This window comes from Microcystis sp. LEGE 00066, from assembly GCF_015207925.1.
Lineage (GTDB): Bacteria > Cyanobacteriota > Cyanobacteriia > Cyanobacteriales > Microcystaceae > Microcystis > Microcystis ichthyoblabe_A.
In genome coordinates this window covers 1-18726 of sequence record NZ_JADEVX010000011.1, presented here as the reverse complement: position 1 = coordinate 18726, position 18726 = coordinate 1, and the positions used below count along the sequence as shown (strand labels likewise).

Annotated in this window: 18 protein-coding genes; 6 read left to right on the top strand and 12 right to left on the bottom strand. The window is 42.8% G+C overall.

What is annotated here, in order from left to right:
- Positions 1-19: 19 nt before the first annotated feature.
- The 7 genes from IQ224_RS02990 to IQ224_RS02960 all read right to left on the bottom strand — a co-directional run bounded on the left by IQ224_RS02990 (position 20) and on the right by IQ224_RS02960 (position 7816).
- Positions 20-877 carry a DNA-formamidopyrimidine glycosylase gene (locus IQ224_RS02990; protein WP_002742910.1) on the bottom strand — a complete coding sequence of 286 codons (858 nt, stop codon included), beginning with the start codon at positions 875-877 and terminating at the stop codon, positions 20-22.
- 222 nt (positions 878-1099) lie between these two features.
- Positions 1100-2443, bottom strand: coding sequence for a cytochrome c biogenesis protein (locus IQ224_RS02985; RefSeq protein ID WP_194032516.1), 1344 nt, complete (start codon positions 2441-2443; stop codon positions 1100-1102).
- Positions 2444-2493: 50 nt separating this feature from the next.
- Positions 2494-3222: a cytochrome c biogenesis protein CcdA gene (locus IQ224_RS02980; protein ID WP_002742912.1), complete on the bottom strand. Its 729-nt coding sequence runs from the start codon at positions 3220-3222 to the stop codon at positions 2494-2496.
- A gap of 18 nt (positions 3223-3240) precedes the next feature.
- Positions 3241-3603, bottom strand: coding sequence for a VOC family protein (locus IQ224_RS02975; RefSeq protein WP_002742914.1), 363 nt, complete (start codon positions 3601-3603; stop codon positions 3241-3243).
- 2 nt (positions 3604-3605) lie between these two features.
- A complete protein-coding gene (locus tag IQ224_RS02970; protein WP_194032515.1) occupies positions 3606-4562 on the bottom strand; it encodes an ABC transporter permease in 957 nt (318 codons plus the stop codon).
- Complete coding sequence (locus IQ224_RS02965; RefSeq protein WP_194032514.1) at positions 4563-6296, bottom strand: peptide ABC transporter substrate-binding protein; 1734 nt, start codon at positions 6294-6296, stop codon at positions 4563-4565.
- A 698-nt stretch (positions 6297-6994) separates the two neighbouring features.
- Positions 6995-7816, bottom strand: a complete 822-nt coding sequence (locus IQ224_RS02960; RefSeq protein ID WP_002742920.1) for a hypothetical protein — start codon at positions 7814-7816, stop codon at positions 6995-6997.
- 649 nt (positions 7817-8465) lie between these two features.
- Between IQ224_RS02960 and IQ224_RS02955 the strand changes: the two genes are divergently transcribed.
- Together IQ224_RS02955 and IQ224_RS02950 are read left to right on the top strand one after the other, a co-directional pair.
- Entirely contained in the window at positions 8466-8843 is a 378-nt protein-coding gene (locus tag IQ224_RS02955; protein ID WP_036400389.1) for a DUF433 domain-containing protein, read from the top strand.
- Positions 8840-9232, top strand: a complete 393-nt coding sequence (locus IQ224_RS02950) for a hypothetical protein (protein WP_002791850.1) — start codon at positions 8840-8842, stop codon at positions 9230-9232. The genes IQ224_RS02955 and IQ224_RS02950 overlap by 4 nt, the downstream gene beginning before the upstream one ends.
- A 262-nt stretch (positions 9233-9494) precedes the next feature.
- Here IQ224_RS02950 and murB read toward each other — a convergent pair whose 3' ends face one another.
- From murB to IQ224_RS02935, 3 genes are all read right to left on the bottom strand, one after another.
- Positions 9495-10373 (bottom strand): UDP-N-acetylmuramate dehydrogenase, encoded by an 879-nt coding sequence (murB, locus tag IQ224_RS02945; protein WP_002742924.1) that lies wholly within the window; start codon positions 10371-10373, stop codon positions 9495-9497.
- A gap of 232 nt (positions 10374-10605) precedes the next feature.
- Entirely contained in the window at positions 10606-12033 is a 1428-nt protein-coding gene (gene murC / locus IQ224_RS02940) for a UDP-N-acetylmuramate--L-alanine ligase (RefSeq protein WP_002742925.1), read from the bottom strand.
- Between the two features lie 241 nt (positions 12034-12274).
- Positions 12275-12961, bottom strand: coding sequence for a hypothetical protein (locus IQ224_RS02935; protein WP_036400393.1), 687 nt, complete (start codon positions 12959-12961; stop codon positions 12275-12277).
- 66 nt (positions 12962-13027) lie between these two features.
- On the opposite strand from IQ224_RS02935, the gene hisD reads away from it, so the two are divergent.
- Positions 13028-14332 carry a histidinol dehydrogenase gene (gene hisD, locus IQ224_RS02930; protein WP_002742927.1) on the top strand — a complete coding sequence of 435 codons (1305 nt, stop codon included), beginning with the start codon at positions 13028-13030 and terminating at the stop codon, positions 14330-14332.
- Between the two features lie 93 nt (positions 14333-14425).
- Entirely contained in the window at positions 14426-14761 is a 336-nt protein-coding gene (locus tag IQ224_RS02925; RefSeq protein WP_002742928.1) for an excalibur calcium-binding domain-containing protein, read from the top strand.
- Positions 14762-14812: 51 nt separating this feature from the next.
- Here IQ224_RS02925 and IQ224_RS02920 read toward each other — a convergent pair whose 3' ends face one another.
- Positions 14813-15886 carry a Gfo/Idh/MocA family protein gene (locus IQ224_RS02920; RefSeq protein ID WP_002742929.1) on the bottom strand — a complete coding sequence of 358 codons (1074 nt, stop codon included), beginning with the start codon at positions 15884-15886 and terminating at the stop codon, positions 14813-14815.
- 233 nt (positions 15887-16119) lie between these two features.
- Here IQ224_RS02920 and IQ224_RS02915 point away from each other — a divergent pair, with 233 nt between their 5' ends.
- Positions 16120-16692: a shikimate kinase gene (locus IQ224_RS02915; RefSeq protein ID WP_002742931.1), complete on the top strand. Its 573-nt coding sequence runs from the start codon at positions 16120-16122 to the stop codon at positions 16690-16692.
- Complete coding sequence (locus IQ224_RS02910) at positions 16692-17012, top strand: cupin domain-containing protein (RefSeq protein WP_002803274.1); 321 nt, start codon at positions 16692-16694, stop codon at positions 17010-17012. Before IQ224_RS02915 ends, IQ224_RS02910 begins: the two co-directional genes overlap by 1 nt.
- A gap of 502 nt (positions 17013-17514) precedes the next feature.
- Here IQ224_RS02910 and hemW read toward each other — a convergent pair.
- On the bottom strand, positions 17515-18687 hold the full coding sequence (gene hemW, locus IQ224_RS02905; RefSeq protein ID WP_194032513.1) for a radical SAM family heme chaperone HemW: 1173 nt from the start codon (positions 18685-18687) through the stop codon (positions 17515-17517).
- Between the last annotated feature and the right edge of the window lie 39 nt (positions 18688-18726).

Below are 18726 nucleotides of genomic sequence, written 5' to 3'. Positions count from 1 at the left end.
TGACCATCTAGCTATCAGCTTACAACTGTTTACTGATTACTGTTGAGACTTGACATTGGGGACAAAAATGAGAGGAGCGTCCACTTAATTTAATTCTGGCAATAGTTGCACCGCAAAGGCGACAATTTTCGCCAGTACGACCATAAACCCAGGCCATCGAGCCATAATTGCCATTAACTCCCGTAACGTGGAGAAAATCGCTAAAACTGGTGCCGCCTTCAGCGATCGCTGTTTCCAATACAGAAATAATGTTTTTTGTCAATAAGTCTATTTGCTCAATTTTTAAGAGATTAGCGGCAGTTTGGGGATGGATACCACTTTTAAAAAGAACTTCATCCGCGTAGATATTGCCAATTCCCGCGACTACATTTTGATCGAGGAGAAAAGTTTTAATCGGACGACGACTTTTTTGACAGTGACTATAGAGGTAATCGGGGGTAAAATTGCGATCGAAGGGTTCCAGTCCCAGTTTTTTGAGACCGGTAATCACGCTTTCTGGGGTTTTATCGGCGGCAATCCACCAAATTTTCCCGAAAGTGCGGGTATCGACGAAGCGCAATTCTTGCTGATTGGCAAAAAAGAAGCGTAAGCGCGTATGAATTGGCAGGGGAGTGGTATCTTTTACCCAGAGCAATTGTCCGGTCATACGCAGATGAACCCCGATACTGCTACCATTATCTAAATTGGCGAGGAGATATTTGCCTCGGCGCTGCCAATTGGTAATCGTAGTCTGAGTAATTCCTTGCAGAAAAGTTGCCTCGCAATTAGGGTAGGCTAGGGTACGCTGTAATAATACTTCCCCACCGATAATTTTTTTGCCCTGGGTAACTTGATTTAACCCGCGACGCACCGTTTCTACTTCTGGCAATTCTGGCATATAAGTGATTGAACAAAATTAAGTTCTTGGTTAGGGTAGGCAAAAGGAAAAAGATAGATAAACAGAACTTTTTAAGTAAGTGATTCTAATTAAATATAAGATAGATTTTGCCTCTGATCCCCCCTGCCCCCCTTGATAAGGGGGGTGCCGATAGGTGGGGGGATCAGAAAATTTTTAACACCTACCTACTGATCGGGAAACGACACCAAATTAACGTCAATTCTACTTTAACTTTAACATTTCGATGGTATCAATTATTTCCCGTTCAAAACTGACTTGAGCGCGATTAGTTTTACCACCAATATAAAAGCGATCGCCCGATTGTAAAGCCCAAATTTGGGAATGGGAAAAGTAACTCATTACCACTCCCATCATCAATAAAGCAAAACCTAAATAGACAATAGGCACTCCCGGATCTGCCTTAATTTGTAACCCTGTACTGCCCACTAATTCGACTATTTTTAGATTAACTCCATTGATAGGAATCGTCATTCCTTCTCGTACAGCAGAGGTTAAATCTCCCTTAGCATCATAGACAATTACCGTACCTTGTAGATCTCTGGTTAAAAGAGAAACTCCCTCACTAAGATCGGTTTTAGTCGGAATCCAAGTTCCCCAGATTTGTCCATTACCTTTGGTGTCTAAACTAGCCATCGGTAGCTGTAGGATCGGACTATTATTCACCTGTACTTTTACCCCAGCAATTCCCCAACTGGTTTGATAAAAAGTCACACCTTTATGGTGCAAAGGTTGATTAACTTGAATAGTTTTGCGATCGATCTCCTCTCCTTGATTATCAATCACCGACAAATCAGAATAAAATTGTTCTACGTCACCTTTAGGACTATAATCAATCCAAAAACGATTAACTTTAATCCCCCAATCCTTAGGGAGAGAATTTTTAGATAAGGGTCCAGCTTCAATAATATTTTTAACCTGAAAACTATCGCCACTAGCTACCATTTCTTGAGCGAAAAACCCGGTTAAAGCTCCCCAAATCGCTCCTGCTAAAATAATTAACATGGCTGCATGAACGATAATCGGACCGATTTTACCAATCAGACCTTTACGCGCATAAAGACTGTTATTTTCTAGAAAAACTTTGTAGCCTTTTTTTTCTAATAAGGGGGTTAAAGATTCTAGAGAACCAGTTTCTAATTCAGCACTTAAAGCTAGTTTTTGAAATTGGCGAGATTGTTGATAAAATTGCCAGTTTCTGGCCGCCTTTAAAGCGGGTAATTGTCGTCGGAAGGTGCAAGCGGTTAAACTGGAACCGAAGAGAATTAATAAGGATAGATACCACCAAGTGCTATAAACATGATTTAATCCCAATAGTAATAAAACTTTCCAAGTCAGAAAGCCAAATAAAGCGGGTTTCTCAGGATAATTAGCTTGGTAAAAAGATAGGGATTGTCCCTGTTCGATTACTGTCCCAGAAATGCTAAAAATAGCGATTAAAAGTAAAAGAATAATTGCCAATCGCAGATCGGCAATTGTCTGGATAAATTTACGTCCCCATCGGGCCGGTGTATTCTTTAAATTTGAGGAAGTTTCCGATATAGTCATAGTTAAAAGTTTTGCAATTCTAGCCAATTATCTATGATAACTCTCCACCATCACAGCAGACGGGATAATAAAGAAAAAACTCCAAAACCGATTAATAAAACCCCACTGACAGGATTAATCCACCCGGACCATTGACGTAGGGAAAGAAAGCTTTTCAGCGAAGCAGTAAAAGAACCGACGATAATTAGGGGTAAAACATAGCCGGCAGTGTAGGATAACAATAATCCCCCTCCTAAGCTTAAATCTCCCGTATTTGCCACCCATGCCAATAACGTTGCTAGAACAGGTGTACTACAGGGAGAGGCGATTAAACCAAATGTTAAACCGAGAAGATAGGACCGCAAAATCGGGGGAAAATCGCCGGTAATCCAATCCGTAGCACCAAGGGAAGGGAAGCGCAGGGGTAATAATTCCAAGAGGTTTAACCCCATCAAAATAGCGATCGCACTGACGATAATTGGTAAACCGATCCCCACCTGTCCATAGACTTTTCCTAAAGTAGCGGCAATTAGTCCCAATCCCGCTAAGGTGGTGGCTAATCCCAGGGAAAACCATGTGGACTGCCAAAAAGCCGCTAAACGACCTTTATTTTCGTAACCCCCGATATAAGCGACGGTAATCGGCAACATCGACAGCATACAGGGGGTAAGACTGGTGAGTAAACCGGCTAGAAAAATCACGGCAATACTGACAAAACTAAGGTGAGTTAGTTGGGAAGTCACTAAGCGATCGGCGTATTGTTCAAGGTGATAGAGTTTAGTCTGTAATTGGTCTAACATATTGGGGAATTTTTCAGGCTAAATTTGGCTCATTTCTAGGATATTACCATCGGGATCACTGACAAATAAGGCCTTTCTACCCGAGGCACTCATTTGAATTGTATAACCTTGACTTTCTAGATACTTACCCATGGCCGTCACGTCATCAATAGCGAAGGCAAGATGAGGATTGCGTCCCCATTTTTGGGGATTGGGACGGTAGTTTTGGTAATTGCTATCGACAATTAAATGAATTTGATAATCTCCCACTTGATACCAAACCCCATCGTAGGCAAAAGGGCGATCGATTCTATTCAATCCTAGAACATTTTCGTAAAAGTTAACAGCTTTTTCTAGATCGGTGACTAAAATCCCCGTGTGTAAGGATTTGGTGATGTTCATAGTTAATATCTGACTCGCGGATCGAGCCAACTATAGGTTAAATCGGCAATTAAGTTAAAGATAACAATTAAAATCCCATAGATAAAGGTAATCGCCATCACTACGGGGGTATCACTGCGGGAAATAGAATCGATCAATAAAGCACCGATACCCGGCACACGAAACACTTGTTCTGTGACTAAAGCTCCAGTAAAAATTGAGGGAATATCGAGAGCAATCAGGGTGACAACGGGGATTAAAGCGTTGCGAACTATATGCTTAGTGAGGATAGAAAAATTAGTTAGTCCCTTCGCTAAGGCAGTTTTAACGTACTCTTGGTGAATTTCTTCGGTTACGGAAGAACGCACGAAACGCATCAACATCGCCCCTTGATATAAGCTTAATACGGTTACGGGCATAATTGACTGTTTCACCTGCTCGATCAAACTATTAAAATCGCTGATTTCTAGGGTACTGTTATAAAAAGATGGTAGCCAATTTAACTGCACACTAAAGATAATAATTAATAACAATCCCGTCACAAAGGTGGGTAAAGAAAAGCCAAGCATCGAAAAAGTAGATATAATTTTGTCTAACCAAGAATAGCGCTTGACTGCTGAAATTACGCCCAAAGGAAAAGCGATTAAAACCCCGAAAATATAGGCAATACCGACAATCCAGAGAGTTGTGGGTAAACGCTGCCAAATGAGGGTAAAAACTGGGCTGCGACTGGTGAAAGAATAGCCCATATCTCCTTGAAGAAATGCTAACAACCACTTGACATAACGCACAGGAATGGGTTGATCTAATCCGAGACTTTTGCGAATATTTTCTCGCACCGCTTCCGTAATAGCGGGATTAGCGGCAAATTCTCCCATCGGATCCCCCGGTGCTAGGGCCAAAATGCCAAAAACCACCATACTAATGGCTAAAAGAGTGGGAATCGAAAATAATAATCTTCTCAGAAAATATTTGAGCATTTATTTACTACGCTTCCAGTCTTTGATGTTCCAAGTATTTCTATCCCAGGGAGTTAATTCAAACCCCGACAAACTATTACTAATTGCCACCACATCGGCACGATGAACTAGGGGAATAATCACAAAATCATTAATTAGCATATCATTCATTTTAATCGCTATTTCTCGCCGTTTTTCTGGGTTTAATTCTTGACTAAAAGCTTGCCATAATTTATCGTATTCAGGATTACAATAACGAGCATAATTATCACCAGACCAACCATCAGCTTTTTGGGGAATTTCGCTACAAGTAAAGGTTTTAAAATAGGCTTTTGGATCGGGACTATTATTACCTGTAGTGTACATTTGTAGGTCAGCATAAAACTTTTCTACCGTGTCATCGTTAGCAGGATCGCTAGAAAAGAAAATACTGGCATCAATAGTTTTTAATTCTACTCCTACCCCGATTGCTTGTAAACTTTGTTTGATAATTTCTTGGGTTTTCTGACGAAGAGGATTGACAGTGGTTTGAAAAACTAATTTCATTTCTACCCCATTTTTATCCCTAGTACCATCACCATTACTATCTTTCCATCCCGCATCATCTAGTAATTTCTTAGCCTTTTCTAGATTAAATTCATAGCTAGTATTGGGAGAATTATATTCCGATGGCATCACAATAAAATTAGGAGTTGTTTTCCCAGTAATACCATAAAGTTGCGTGGCAATAGTATCTCTATCAACGGCTAAAGATAAAGCTTCTCTTACTTTCACATCACTCAAAAAAGGATGGGGAAACTTAATACTAGACCTCTCACCTTCAGGAGTAGCTTGATTAGGATCACTCAAATTAAATAACACTCGTTCAATCAAAGAACCGAAATTAGATATTAACTGACCTTGACCCGCTTTTTCTAAATCACTTAAAACCTTGGCCTCTACTTGCAAATTATAAGCATAATCCGCCTCCTGTGTCTGTAAAACCGCTCGTGCCGCAGAAGTTGCATCACCTCCTCCTTTTAATTCTATTCTTTGAAAACCTAATTTATCCGCTTCTCGAAAGAAAGAATTTGGTTCATAAACTGCCGTATCTCCCGGTTTAAATTCTACCACTTTATAGGGACCAGTTCCCACCGGTAATAAATTAGCGGGGGTCTGGCGTGCCGTTTCATTGCTATACTTTTCATAGAGATGAGCAGGTAAAATCATCCCTTCGGTTCCCACAAAAACTAATGACCAAGCGGGATTAACTTGCTTAAAAGTTATTTTAACCGTATGGGGATCGATCGCTTCCACACTTTTAACTATTTCATAATTGCCAGCGCTAGTAGAACCAGTTTTCGGATTGGTAATAAAATTATAGGTAGCGATGACATCTTTGGCAGTAAAAGGAGTACCATCTGACCATTTAATATCTTTTTTTAGCTTCCATGTCACCGATTTACCATCCCGGGCAACTCCCCCATTTTCAATAGTAGGAATTTCCGCCGCTAAAAAAGGAACTAATTCCCCCTTTTCATTAAAACTAGCCAAAGGTTCTAAGGTAATGCGACTCGCTTCTGAGTCTTTAAATCCCGTGGAGAGATGGGGATTTAAAATCGTCGGCGCTTGCCAATATAAAAGTTTTAAAGTTTCTGTGTTACTATTGGTCGTTGCCCGGGGATTATTAGCTGTTTGTTGATGACAAGCACTAAAAAGCAGCGTACAACTAAGGGATAAAATTAACAGGGGCAAGAAAAGCGATCGCTTAAACATTTTTAGTGACAATCAATAGTTCAACAGGGTGACTTAGGTGATTCCCTACCCCACCAATAACAAGTTATCAGACATTGAGTCTTGATCTCGATCAATTAATTGATTATTTGCCTTTATCCATTCCTAGTCAAGTTAAATCGATCGTGCTACGATAGCTGGCCTGTACTAGACAATAAAATTCTAGGCACGGCGACGAAATGGGTTCTTCAGTTTGTGTTATGCAATGTACGGGGGTTATAAGGGACGGAACCCTTATAGAGAAAGACGTTTAGCGATTTTTGTCAATTGTTTTTGATCTAGAGCGAACTAATCAATTAAATCTCTTGCCAGATAAGGATTTAGTCGATTTATGCCACCCTATCGAACCATAACAAGTAACGAAGAGCCAGAAAATCCGTATTTGGGGTGTTGTATGGAAAAAATCCGTCTAGTATATAGTTAGTGTGATTGCCATCGCCGTAGGGTGCGTTCCCTAATGTGGCTCCTACCGCTCCACTAGCAGTAGGCTAATCTGGCTAACACGCTTTTGGGCGTGATATAGGGAAAAGTTCTGGCGATCGCGCCTAAATGGGGTGAGATGCCGAAAGTTGACCCATATCATTACTTTTAGGAGTGTTATACGGAAATTTTCCGTATAATCAATAGTTAGACCGCCAATTCTCGGTTGAGACAGTATGCAAAAGTTGTTTGTGGGGAAGTCATGCTTTTGGTTTTTTTGGGCGAGCGTGAACAGAACTGTTTAGATTCAATCCGCCTGCCATAAAGTTTCCCTCATCAATCATCTCTGGCCATTCAGAATGTTTTATGTCAGTTAAGCGAAGTGGAATCTCAGCAGTCTCTTCTAGCTTGAGATCACGATAGGTTGTTAATTCGTCGAGTCCTTCATATTGTTCTAAATTGCAAACCACGTAAGCTACTGGAAAATATTTAAGGATGCCGCTAAAGGTTCCAAGTTCACTAAATTCACTTAAGTTTCCTCTGACCGCAGGCATAATGACATCACGAACAACCACAATTTCTTCATATGGATAAATCCAGTAAAAAATTTTAATTTCTTCAGGGATCTGAGCTTGATCATCAAACAGAAATTCGCGTATTTTCTGATCAACAACATTATGGTCTATAACTCCCTTCGCTGCAACTAAATGACCAAGAATAGCTCTAATCAATTTTGCTGGTTGCGTCTTGTAATGAATCATTGGTGGAACTTCCACAATTGATTTAAGAATCCTGCCTACTCCAAGAGCAAAGCTATTAAGAACTGGGTCGTAGCGACGCCCCAAGCGTGTATTACATTGTTCGCAAAGGGTTCGATACTTCACACCATTCTGTGAAATAGGACGTTTCTGTTCTTCAGGGTGGCCAGTCAAACGTTGTACAATCGTGATCTGCTCAACAGACTTCAAATCAGTACCTCTCTTTGGTGGGACGTGATCCCAGCTTAGAGAAGCTGATTGTTTACAAATATTGCAAAGACCTACTTTTCCACGCTTTCCTTGATTAATGTAATGAATATCCATTAGACGATTCTAGAATTAGAAGGGTTAGTTTTTACAGCAATTCTAACTCTTAATAAGAATGCATTGCCGTAGCAGCGCGGTCTAACAACCCCAATGCACACCGACCGACGAAAGGTTATCGGTTAGAGTTCAAGGTTATCTGCGGCGGGTGATTGGGAACGTTAGCCGTAGGGTGCGTTCCCTAATGTGGCTCCCACTGCTCCACTAGCAGTAGGCTAATCTGGCTAACACGCTTTTGGGCGTGATATACGGAAAAGTTACAGCAAAAAAGGAGGTTTATTATGGCTGAATGACTAGCAGTTGATGTTTCGAGAACTTACGAATCTGGTATGCTTGGTAAGTGAGGAGACGATAAATTTCCTTGCACCGGAGCAAGAATAACACGGGTGGAATTCCACAAAGAGGTTTCCAAACACCGTATTACTCCCTTTGATGATGGCATAGGACGGGGTGACGCTCACACAAATAATACTGAACTGCCAGATGTTGGAGTTCACTACTGGCTAGATGCAGGAACGAGGCTGAAATACATTTTGAAGGTCTGGGTTGAGGATTAAGGATTTTGTGAATCAGTCGTTAGGGGGCGTTGGTTCCCCTTGCTTTTTTTGTGCGCTACTATGAAATTAAATGATTAAAAGCTAAGACTGCTATGGCACTGGCATCGAATGGACAAACAGCTATAATCCGCACAGAGCGAGGGCTTACAATTGCGGATACTCGTATTACTCTGTATGACGTAATGGATTATCTCAAAGCTCAGTATCCACCCAAGTTTATTCGTGATGCCTTCAATCTTACAGATGCTCAAATTCATGCGGCCCTTTCCTACATTGAAACACATCGAACAGAAGTGGAAGCGGAGTATCAGGAGGTTTTAAAGACTGCCGCAGAAACTAAACAATTTTGGGAAGAGAGGAATCGCGAACGTTTTGCTCGGATCGCTGCTACTCCTCCTCGTCCAGGCTATGAAGTGGTTAGAGCTAAACTTCAGGAACGCAGAGCAAAGCGGGAAGCGAAGAAGCAATGATTGTTCTGGCTGATTACAACTTGAATCGGCAGGCAATTCTGATCTCTGGAAGTCTTGTTGTTAGCGGGTTATTAGATCTCGCTCTAATTCGGTTGAGGACATTTGAAGACGTTGGCTTACCCGCAGACAGCAATGATCGAGTAGTTTGGAGATTTGCCCAAACCAACGGGATGCTCTTACTTACGGCAAACCGGAATGCGAAGGGTGAAGACTCGTTGGAACAAGTAATGCGTGAAGAAAATCAACCGACTTCATTTCCGATCATTACGATTGGCGATCCGGATAGGGTCAATGAATCTGACTATCGAGAACGCTGCGTTGAAAGGCTTGTAGAAATTGTAATCGATATCCAAGACTATATGGGGGCTGGTCGGTTGTTTATTCCATAAGGTGATTGGCGCATCATATCTGTTGGTGACACAGCATAACAACCCCAATGCACACCGACCGACGAAAGGTTATCGGTTAGAGTTCAAGGTTATCTGCGGCGGGTGATTGGGAACGTTAGCCGTAGGGTGCGTTCCCTAATGTGGCTCCTACTGCCCCACCAATAGATTTTTGGGGAACGCACCATGCTAGAGGATTATAAAAATATTTGCCGTCGCACTCCAGCCCATCGCGGCTGAGTTCAACCGTTATCGAGAAAAATAGTTAAATCCCGTCAAATTCCCCTAAAACTTTCACCTCTGGTTCTAACCAGAGGGACCAGCGATCGAACACTTGTTCCTGCACATGGCGAATTAAACGCAGAATATCCGAGGCTTTGGCTGAACCAATATTCAGGATAAAATTAGCGTGTAACTCTGATACTTGCGCCCCACCAATTTGATAACCTTTTAATCCCATTTCCTCAATTAAAGCCCCAGCATATTGTGGTTTAGGATTGCGGAAAACACTACCACAACTGGGACGATCATAGGGTTGGGTACTTTTGCGATGGCGTAAATTATGGCTAGTAATTGCCATTATTTCCTCGCTATTATCGGTAGCTTCTAACTGAAATGTAGCTTCAATAACTAAACGTTGATCCCCTTGCAGAGAAGAACTGCGATAACTATAATTTAAATCTTCTTTGCTTAAAGTTTCTAACTGACCATCGGGATTTAATACCAGCGCCCGCACTAATCGATCCGCCACACAGGAGGTATGTGCGCCCGCATTCATGACCACAGCCCCCCCCACCGTCCCGGGGATACCCACCGCCCATTCTAGGCCCCTCCAGCCCCTTTTTGCCGCTCTCCAAGCTATTTTTGGCAGGGGTTCCCCCGCCGCTGCTGTAATCGTAGCAGTTTCGGCATCAAAACAACTCGATCGCAGATGGCGAGTATTGAGGACAAGTCCGGGTAAACCTCGATCGCTGATTAGTAAATTTGAACCAGCCCCCAAAACAGTCAAGGGTAAATCTTGCGCTCGCCACCAAGCGAACACTTCTCTTAATTCCTCTAGATTAACTGGTTCGGCATACCATTGCGCTCTTCCCCCCACCCGGTAGGAAGTGAAATCAGCTAGAGAAACAGAGGTTTTAATCATAGGGTTTTAGGGGGTGGAAATTATAAATTATGAATTATGAATTATGAGTTGGGGGTTGGGGAAATGGGGAGCAGAACGTAGGTTGGGTTGAAGCATGAAACCCAACGATCATCTTACGATGCCGCTAACCCATCCTACAAATAATTGTGCCTCCCTACTTATTTAATACTGCTCACTTAAAAACTCAAATCTGATCACTGATAAATGATAACTGATAACTGATAACTGAATCCTATGCTCTAACTGCCAATTGTTCGCGGTAATGAGAGAGCATTTCGGGGATAACTTGATTGAGATTGCCAGCGCCGAGGAACAGAGCCAGATCCCCTGGTTGGAGAATTTCTAACAGGAATTGACCTAAAGAACTCAATTCGGGGTGATAGTAGGCGTTTTTATGGTGTTTTCTCACCTGTTCAGCCACTTGCTGCCCAGTGACGTGATTGATATTCACTTCCCCGGCACTATAAATATCCGTTAAGACTACCACATCGGCGGAACTGAAAGCGGAGCCGAATTCCTCTAAAAAGGCAGTGGTGCGACTGTAACGATGGGGTTGGAAAATAGCGATCGAACGTTGGTACTGTTTGCCTTCTACCTTCAATTTTGCCGCCGCTAACGTGGCCAACAATTCGCTAGGATGGTGGGCATAATCATCGATAAAAGTGATGCCGTTTGCTTCTCCCTTGTGTTCAAAACGGCGTTTTGCTCCGGCAAAAGTAGCGATCGCATCGGCAATAACAGCAAATTCTAAACCGAGATAACGTCCGATGGCCACCACTGCCAAAGCATTGCTAATATTATGTTGCCCCGGGATTTTCACTTCCATTTGTCCCAGATAACTGCCTTTTTCCCAGACGGAAGCTTTCATCATTCCCTGTTCATAGATAATCTCGCTGACGGTGTAATCGGCACCTTTTTCGGGATCGAGACTATAACTAATTGTCGGACGGAAATGCTCGGCGATCGTGTCACAATCTAAACAAGCGACTAAAATCTGGCACTGATGGGCAAATTCATGGAAAGTATCGATAACTTCGCTTAAATTCTGGTAATGATCGGGGTGATCTAGCTCAATATTAGTGATTACGCCGATTTTCGGGGCGTGCTTGGTTAGGGAACCATCGGACTCATCGGCCTCTGCCACTAAAAAACGACCTTGACCAAGACGAGCGTTACCTTCCCAAGCGTCCACCTCACCACCGACAATGATCGTGGGGTCTAATCCCGCTTCTAACAAAACGTAACCGATTAAGCTGCTAGTGGTGGTTTTGCCGTGGGTTCCAGCAACGGCGATACTGTCGTAATCAGCGATTAAAGCCGCTAAAACGTCGCTACGGTGAAAAATTGGGTATCCTAAGTCTCTGGCCGCTTGATATTCCTTGTTATGGTCATTAATCGCCGTGGAGCAGATTACTTGCGGAACCGTTTGGCTACTGTTTTGAAGGCCAGGAGAATAAAATAAAGCTAAATTATTTGCCTCTTGACGGTGGAAAATGTGCGCTCCCGCTCCCTGTAACCGTTGGGTGATATGAGTAGGACGTAAATCGGAGCCAGACACGGGTAAATTGCGCTTGGCTAAGATATAAGCGAGGGCCGACATCCCAATGCCGCCAATACCGATAAAATGGAAAGGTTGGCCGTTAAAATTAACTTTTTTCACTTTTTTCACTCCTCAAACCCACGATTATATAAGTTTTAAACTCGATCGGTAGTAAAGTCAACCTCATGATAGGGGCATTTGAGCAGAATTCCCAAATGTTGCCCAGTCACCTTGCAACATCCTTGACGCAGAATTAAAATTTTTTCTCCCAATTCCTTTTTTTTACTGAGCTTTGCCAAACGTCCCCAAAATCGGTAAAACCCTACACCCTACACCCCACACGCTGCCCCCACGAACCTAATTAGGGCAGCCATTCCAGTAAAATTCCCAGGGAGCTATCTTTACGAGCGCGGGAATTTTGGGCTTGAATATCGGCAGCTAAACGTAAATTAGGGGTAATCGCATAACCAACCGAAAGAGTAGTCAATCCCACCTCGTTATCACCACCGGGGGAGATAAAACTCTGACTGACGGTGATATCTGCGGCTCCCGTGCGAGAAAGGGCTAATTTGAGCTTTAATCCTAAGTTAAGCCCATCGGTGCTGTAATTTCCTGTTTGAATGTAACGATAGCCCACCATCGGAGCCAGATTGACATAATCACCCAAAGGGAGGAGATAGTATTGTAAATTTCCTCCTATTGCCGTCCTTTTGCCGTTAAAAGCCGTCTGATAATCGCCGCTTAGGGTTAAACTGGTTTGACCAAAAAACACATCTTCTACCCCCAAAATCAGGCCACTGGAATTATCCCTAGAAGGAAACTCTGCATATCCTAAACGGATACGAGTGCGAAAACTAGGATCGCGGCGAATATCTTCGGCGATATCGGGTATTTTTTCTAACCAACGCTCTAAAACCGGGCTTTCTTGCCGAATTTTCGGATCTAAGTCTAAATCCGTTTCTGCCCACACAGCACCACTCGCTCCCCATAACAAACCAAGAGCGATCGCATTTACAGAACAGCAAGAGAGCTTAAACATGATCTGCATTATAATCAAAAAAGATTCAGATTCCCCGCTATTCTTGAGAGGACGGGGGCAGTAGGAGCAGCAATAGTGGTCAGAATATTAAAACTTTCGCAATTAAGTGATGCGGAACGGGCAAAACTTCAGAAAAGAGCCGAGTTAGATATTGATAACGCCCTAAAAGTCGCTCAAACGGTGATAGAAACCATCCGCGAACGGGGGGATGCCGGCGTTGTGGACTATGTGCGGCGTTTTGACTACGAGGGTGCGACGGTAGAAAATATCAAAGTCAACGAGGCAGAATTTGAGCAGGCTTTTCAGTTAATTGAACCGGAAGTAAAAACCGCCATTGAACAGGCTTTCCGGAATATTCAAGAGGTACATCGTCGCCAAATGCCGGAAGAAATACAACTGGCAGAAATTGAAGCTGGTGTCTTTGCCGGCGAAAAAATCTCTCCTATCCCCAATGTGGGTTTATACGTTCCCCGGGGCCGCGGTGCTTTCCCCTCGATGATGTTAATGTTAGCTATACCGGCAATGGTGGCAGGAGTGGAAAGAGTGGTCGTTTGCACTCCCCCCGATAAACAGGGCAACGTGGAACCGGTTTCTCTGGTGGCGGCGCGCATGGCTGGAGTCACAGAAATTTATAAGTTAGGGGGCGTACAAGCGATCGCTGCTTTAGCTTTGGGAACAAAAAATATCAAAAGGGTTGACAAAATTACCGGTCCGTGCAGCGTCTATGGGGCGGCGGCCAAACGGTTACTGTTCGGCACTGTGGATGTGGGTTTACCAGCAGGTCCAAGTGAGTCGATAGTTTTGGCCGATGAGTCCACCGATGCCCGTTTAGCGGCCTTGGATTTATTAATTGAAGCGGAACATGGAGCGGATTCGGCGGCTTTATTAGTCACTCATTGTGAACAGGTTGCGATCGCTGCTAGGGAATACGCTCAGGAATACCTGCAAAAACTCCCAGATTGGCGACGGGAATTTTGTGAGGCGGGTTTAGCCGCCTATGGGGGCATAATTTTAACCGATAGTTTGCAGCAATCCCTCGATTTCGTCAATGAGTACGCCCCAGAACATCTAGAGCTTTTAGTTAGTAATCCTTTTGCCATTCTGGGCAAGATTAAAAATGCTGGCGAAATTCTCCTGGGCAATCATACTCCTTCCTCTATGGCTACCTACGCCATCGGGGTAAATGCTGTGCTGCCGACAGGAAGTTTTGCCCGTTCCTATTCGGCGGTTTCAGTTTATGATTTTCTCAAGCGCTCCACTTTGGCTTATGTCACCCCTGAAGGCTTTGAAAAGTTAAAAGAAACCACGAAAACTTTAGCCGATTACGAGGGTTTTCCTGCTCATAAATTAGCAATTCAACAAAGGGAATTTTTACTCTAAATAGGGGAATCAGGAAACAGGGAACAACTCTAATTTATTATCCTGTCTCCTATCTGGTACTATGATAAGAGCAGAGAATCAGGCAAGCATTTTATGAAAAAAGTACTTGTTATTTTAATTCTGGGTTTTCTGAGCGAACAAATATCAATAAAATCACCAATTTCTGGCAATCAAACCCTCAATAATTTAGCCGTAGCTAACAACAATAATCGTCCCACTCCCCAGAAAAAACCTAGTCCTTCTCCACAATTTCGGTGCGATGGTAGAACTCACTGTTCGCAGATGACCTCCTGTGCAGAAGCGACTTTTTTCTTGAGAAATTGCCCTAATGTCAAAATGGATGGAGACGGTGATGGAGTTCCCTGTGAAAGTCAATGGTGTGGAAAAAAATCCTCAGAAAAATGTTGGGAAAGTTTTCCAGATAACTAATTTTGTTTCCTCACCCCAATTCTCTCACTTAAAGAATCGGGGTGAAAACAATCAAGAAGCAGTAATCACGGGAGAATTAAGATATTGATAATTCCAGTCCGATTGTTGCCAAACGCGACCATCAAGGGCAATTTGTTCGATTAAACTAGCTAATCGTAAAGCTTTTAAAGCTTGTTCCCCACCGACAGAAGGTTGGTTTCCACCGCGCACACAATGAACAAAATGTTCTAATTCCGCGTGTAGGGGTTCAATATTGCTAGTATAAACCTTTTCAATTAAACCATCTTGACGGTAGAGAACTTGACCGTAATCGGTGCTATAGTTAGCGGTGGTTTGCCGGTGAATGAGGATTTCATTATTGAGAAAATCCGCTTCCGTGAGAGAATTTTTACAGTGGGCTGCTAAACGGCGAATCTTGCGATGAGTCACCTTACTAGCGGTTAAATTAGCCACCACTCCATTACTAAAACCAAGGGTTGCAGTGACATAATCGAGATAACCGGAATCAGTGGCAGCGCGACTACCACTAGCGGTTAATTTCACCACAGGAGCGGCGACTAATTCTAAAATTAAATCTATATCGTGGATCATTAAATCTAACACCACCGACACATCATTAGCTCGCTGGGAATAGGGACTCATGCGATGGGATTCAATCGCTAGAATCTCCTCGGTTTTCAAGACCTTCGATAACTCCTGGAAAGCGGGATTAAAACGCTCGATATGACCCACTTGCAGAATACAATCGTGATCGGCTGCTGCGTTGACTAAAGATTCCGCTTCACTAATACTAGCGGCGATCGGTTTCTCGATCAAGGTATGTACTCCCGCTTGCAGACAGTCCATCCCGACTCGATGGTGTAACCTTGTGGGGACAGCGATACAAACCGCATCTACCCTAGGTAAGAGGTCTAAATAATTTTCAAAAAAACGGACTCGGTATTTACTGGCAGTTTCCAGACCCTTTTCGACGTTGACATCGGCCACCCCGACGAATTCCACGTCTTTTAATAAACTCAGGATGCGACTATGGTGTTGTCCCATGTTACCGACCCCGATAACCCCGACTTTAATCGGTTTGAGTTGATTTCTATTACCCGGAAAGTTTGCTGGTTGATTGGACATGAATTTTAGACTCCTGTGTTCACACTCCCCACACCACTTGATTAAATTAATCAAGCTGATTTTGTCGATGAATTACCAAGATGGTATCATGGTTATCCAGATTCTGACACGATGTCGGTGTCAATGGGGGTTCTAAGAAGATTTTCTGATTTCACCTGCGGGTTTTCACTCCTAAATGCTTATCAAAACATCGTCCCTGAGTAGCGAGGACTACATTCGGCTAAATTTTAACTATGGACAATTCAACGGATTTTAACTCCTTACGGGGATTAAGTGTTTTTTTGCTAGGAATGATGGGATCTGGCAAATCCACCCTGGGAGAGTTGCTTTCCCGACGGTTACAATATCGTTTTTTTGATACAGATATATTAATAGAAAGGGTCGCAGGAAAGAAAATTAGGGAAATTTTTGCCGACGAGGGAGAAGCGACTTTTCGGGAGTTAGAAACCCAAGTTTTAGCCGAATTATCCTCTCTGACTAAAACTGTGATTGCCACCGGGGGAGGGATGGTTTTAAAACCGATAAATTGGAGTTATCTTCGTCACGGTTTAATGATTTGGTTAGATGTTCCCCTAGAAGTTTTGGTTAAACGTTTAAAACAAGATACCTCTCGTCCCCTGCTTGAGTCCACTGATTTAGAAAGTAAACTAGAATTATTATTAGAACAAAGACGAGGACTTTATGCAGAAGCAGATCTTCGGATTTTTGTTTCTGACCTAGATACACCTGCTGATATCGTTGAGAAAATTTTAACAGCAATACCGACGGTGATTAAAGATTTTCATCCAGAAAGGAATAATAACTAATGATAGCAGCTTCAATTTTTGATTTACCTGAACTAATTCCTGACCGAGAAATTCTGGAAATTTTAGCTCAAAGTCAAGCTATTCGTCTAGAAAGAATTATTTCCACCGGTCAAACCACTCCCCGGGGTCAATGGTACGATCAATCTGAGTTTGAATGGGTGATTTTATTACAGGGATTCGCTGAGATTAGTTATGAAGATGGCAGCCAAGTTAATCTGCAAGCGGGGGATTATCTCTTGATTCCTCCTCACCAAAAACACCGCGTCGAATTTACTAGCAATAATCCCCCTTGTATTTGGTTAGCTATCTATTATCGCTAGTAATACTAAATCCGTTGAGATGAACGTAGGTTGGGTTGAAGCATGAAACCCAACCCAACGCCACAAATAATTGTGCCTCTCTACTTAGGGTTTGCTGAATAAATCTGAAAACCTTGTTGGGTGACACTTTTAGACTTTTTTGAAATCAAAAAGTGCCAGCGATTGGAGTGATTGGGGGGAAAATTCTGGGACTTTTTCCCTGAAAACTAGGTAATTGACCCCCTGAAAATGGGTAAAACCCCACACCCTACACCCCATACCCCACACCCTGTCCCCACGAAAAACTTTTGGTTCTTCGGTTTGTCTTATGCAATAGACGGGAGTTATAAGGGATGGAACCCTTATAGAGAAAGACATTGGGCGATTTTTGTCAATTGTTTTTTATCTAAAGCGAACTAATCAATTAAATCCCTTACCAGATAAAGATTTTGTTGATTTATGCCCCCCTATCGAACCATAACAAGTAACGAAGAGCCAAACTTTTTCAGCAGACCCTACTTAACTATTGCCAGCGATCAAATAAATCGGTTAAAACGATATTAGAAAACAAAAAACCTTCGGGGTCGCTTAATCTTACCCTGGTATCCCCCTCAATTATTACTAGATTACGCTGTTTATGCGGCTCTAAGACCTCTAAAATTGCTTTTTTGATTTCCGAACCAAAATTAGCTTCAATGGCGGGTAAACTCACCCCTGACCCTAATCTTAACCCTAGCATCAAGGTTTCGAGAAGATCATCAATCAAGCTATTTTTCTCCACGTCAATCTGACAGCCTTCTTTTACCCAAGCGAAATAGTCGCGACTTTTGCGCGGACGGGTAAAACGTTGTTGATGAAGATAACTAGCAGCCCCCATACCAAAGCCATAATAGGGACGATTTTCCCAGTAAACTCGATTATGTCGGCATTGATAACCCGGTTTAGCATAGTTAGAAATCTCGTAATGTTGATAACCGGCTAAAGCTAGTTTTTCACTGGCTAAAACATACATTTTTGCCGTGGTTTCATCATCGGGTAAGGGTTTTTTCCCCGGTTGATACTGTTTACCGAAAGGAGTAACCGCTTCTAAGACCAAATCGTAACAGGAAAGATGGGCCGGTTGCAGTTTGATCGCTTTTTCTAGGGAATTTTCCCAATCTGTCAGGGTTTGTTGTGGCAATCCCGAAATCAAATCCAAACTATAGTTAACTATTCCCAATCCCCGAATTAATTCCACTGCCTGATAGATATCCTTAACGGTATGCGATCGACCAGAAACCTGTAATAATGGTTCTTGAAAAGCCTGTACTCCTAAACTAACCCGATTGACTCCCGCACTAAGATAACCCTGTAATTGTTCTAAACTAAAGGTAGCCGGATCAATCTCCATAGAAATCTCTATATCGGCTGCAAAATCAAACTTTTTGGCTAAAGTATCCAGAATTGCCCCTAATAATTCCACCGGTAACAGGGAAGGAGTCCCCCCCCCAAAAAAAATTGTTTCTAGGGGTTTCCCCGTCTCCTGACTAAGGCTAATTTCTTCCTGTAATATTTCCACATACTCCACCACAGGGGGAAAAGTCGCCGGATTGGTGTGATTACCGACGACAAAAATCGGGAAATCACAGTAAAAACAGCGCCGACGACAAAAGGGAATATGAATATAAACCGAGGTTACGGGGTGAAAATAGGGCATTTTATCAAGGAAAAAGGGAGAAGGGGGTGTGGGGTGTGG

Bases quoted from the DNA above. Each gene is read 5' to 3' on its own strand.
- hemW (WP_194032513.1), bottom strand. From the start codon at position 18,687: ATGCCCTATTTTCACCCCGTAACCTCGGTTTATATTCATATTCCCTTT.
- IQ224_RS02970 (WP_194032515.1), bottom strand. From the start codon at position 4,562: ATGCTCAAATATTTTCTGAGAAGATTATTATTTTCGATTCCCACTCTT.
- IQ224_RS02915 (WP_002742931.1), top strand. From the start codon at position 16,120: ATGGACAATTCAACGGATTTTAACTCCTTACGGGGATTAAGTGTTTTT.
- IQ224_RS02965 (WP_194032514.1), bottom strand. From the start codon at position 6,296: ATGTTTAAGCGATCGCTTTTCTTGCCCCTGTTAATTTTATCCCTTAGT.
- IQ224_RS02985 (WP_194032516.1), bottom strand. From the start codon at position 2,443: ATGACTATATCGGAAACTTCCTCAAATTTAAAGAATACACCGGCCCGA.
- IQ224_RS02955 (WP_036400389.1), top strand. From the start codon at position 8,466: ATGGCACTGGCATCGAATGGACAAACAGCTATAATCCGCACAGAGCGA.
- IQ224_RS02960 (WP_002742920.1), bottom strand. From the start codon at position 7,816: ATGGATATTCATTACATTAATCAAGGAAAGCGTGGAAAAGTAGGTCTT.
- IQ224_RS02920 (WP_002742929.1), bottom strand. From the start codon at position 15,886: ATGTCCAATCAACCAGCAAACTTTCCGGGTAATAGAAATCAACTCAAA.
- IQ224_RS02990 (WP_002742910.1), bottom strand. From the start codon at position 877: ATGCCAGAATTGCCAGAAGTAGAAACGGTGCGTCGCGGGTTAAATCAA.
- IQ224_RS02950 (WP_002791850.1), top strand. From the start codon at position 8,840: ATGATTGTTCTGGCTGATTACAACTTGAATCGGCAGGCAATTCTGATC.
- IQ224_RS02980 (WP_002742912.1), bottom strand. From the start codon at position 3,222: ATGTTAGACCAATTACAGACTAAACTCTATCACCTTGAACAATACGCC.
- IQ224_RS02910 (WP_002803274.1), top strand. From the start codon at position 16,692: ATGATAGCAGCTTCAATTTTTGATTTACCTGAACTAATTCCTGACCGA.
- IQ224_RS02975 (WP_002742914.1), bottom strand. From the start codon at position 3,603: ATGAACATCACCAAATCCTTACACACGGGGATTTTAGTCACCGATCTA.
- IQ224_RS02935 (WP_036400393.1), bottom strand. From the start codon at position 12,961: ATGCAGATCATGTTTAAGCTCTCTTGCTGTTCTGTAAATGCGATCGCT.
- IQ224_RS02925 (WP_002742928.1), top strand. From the start codon at position 14,426: ATGAAAAAAGTACTTGTTATTTTAATTCTGGGTTTTCTGAGCGAACAA.
- murB (WP_002742924.1), bottom strand. From the start codon at position 10,373: ATGATTAAAACCTCTGTTTCTCTAGCTGATTTCACTTCCTACCGGGTG.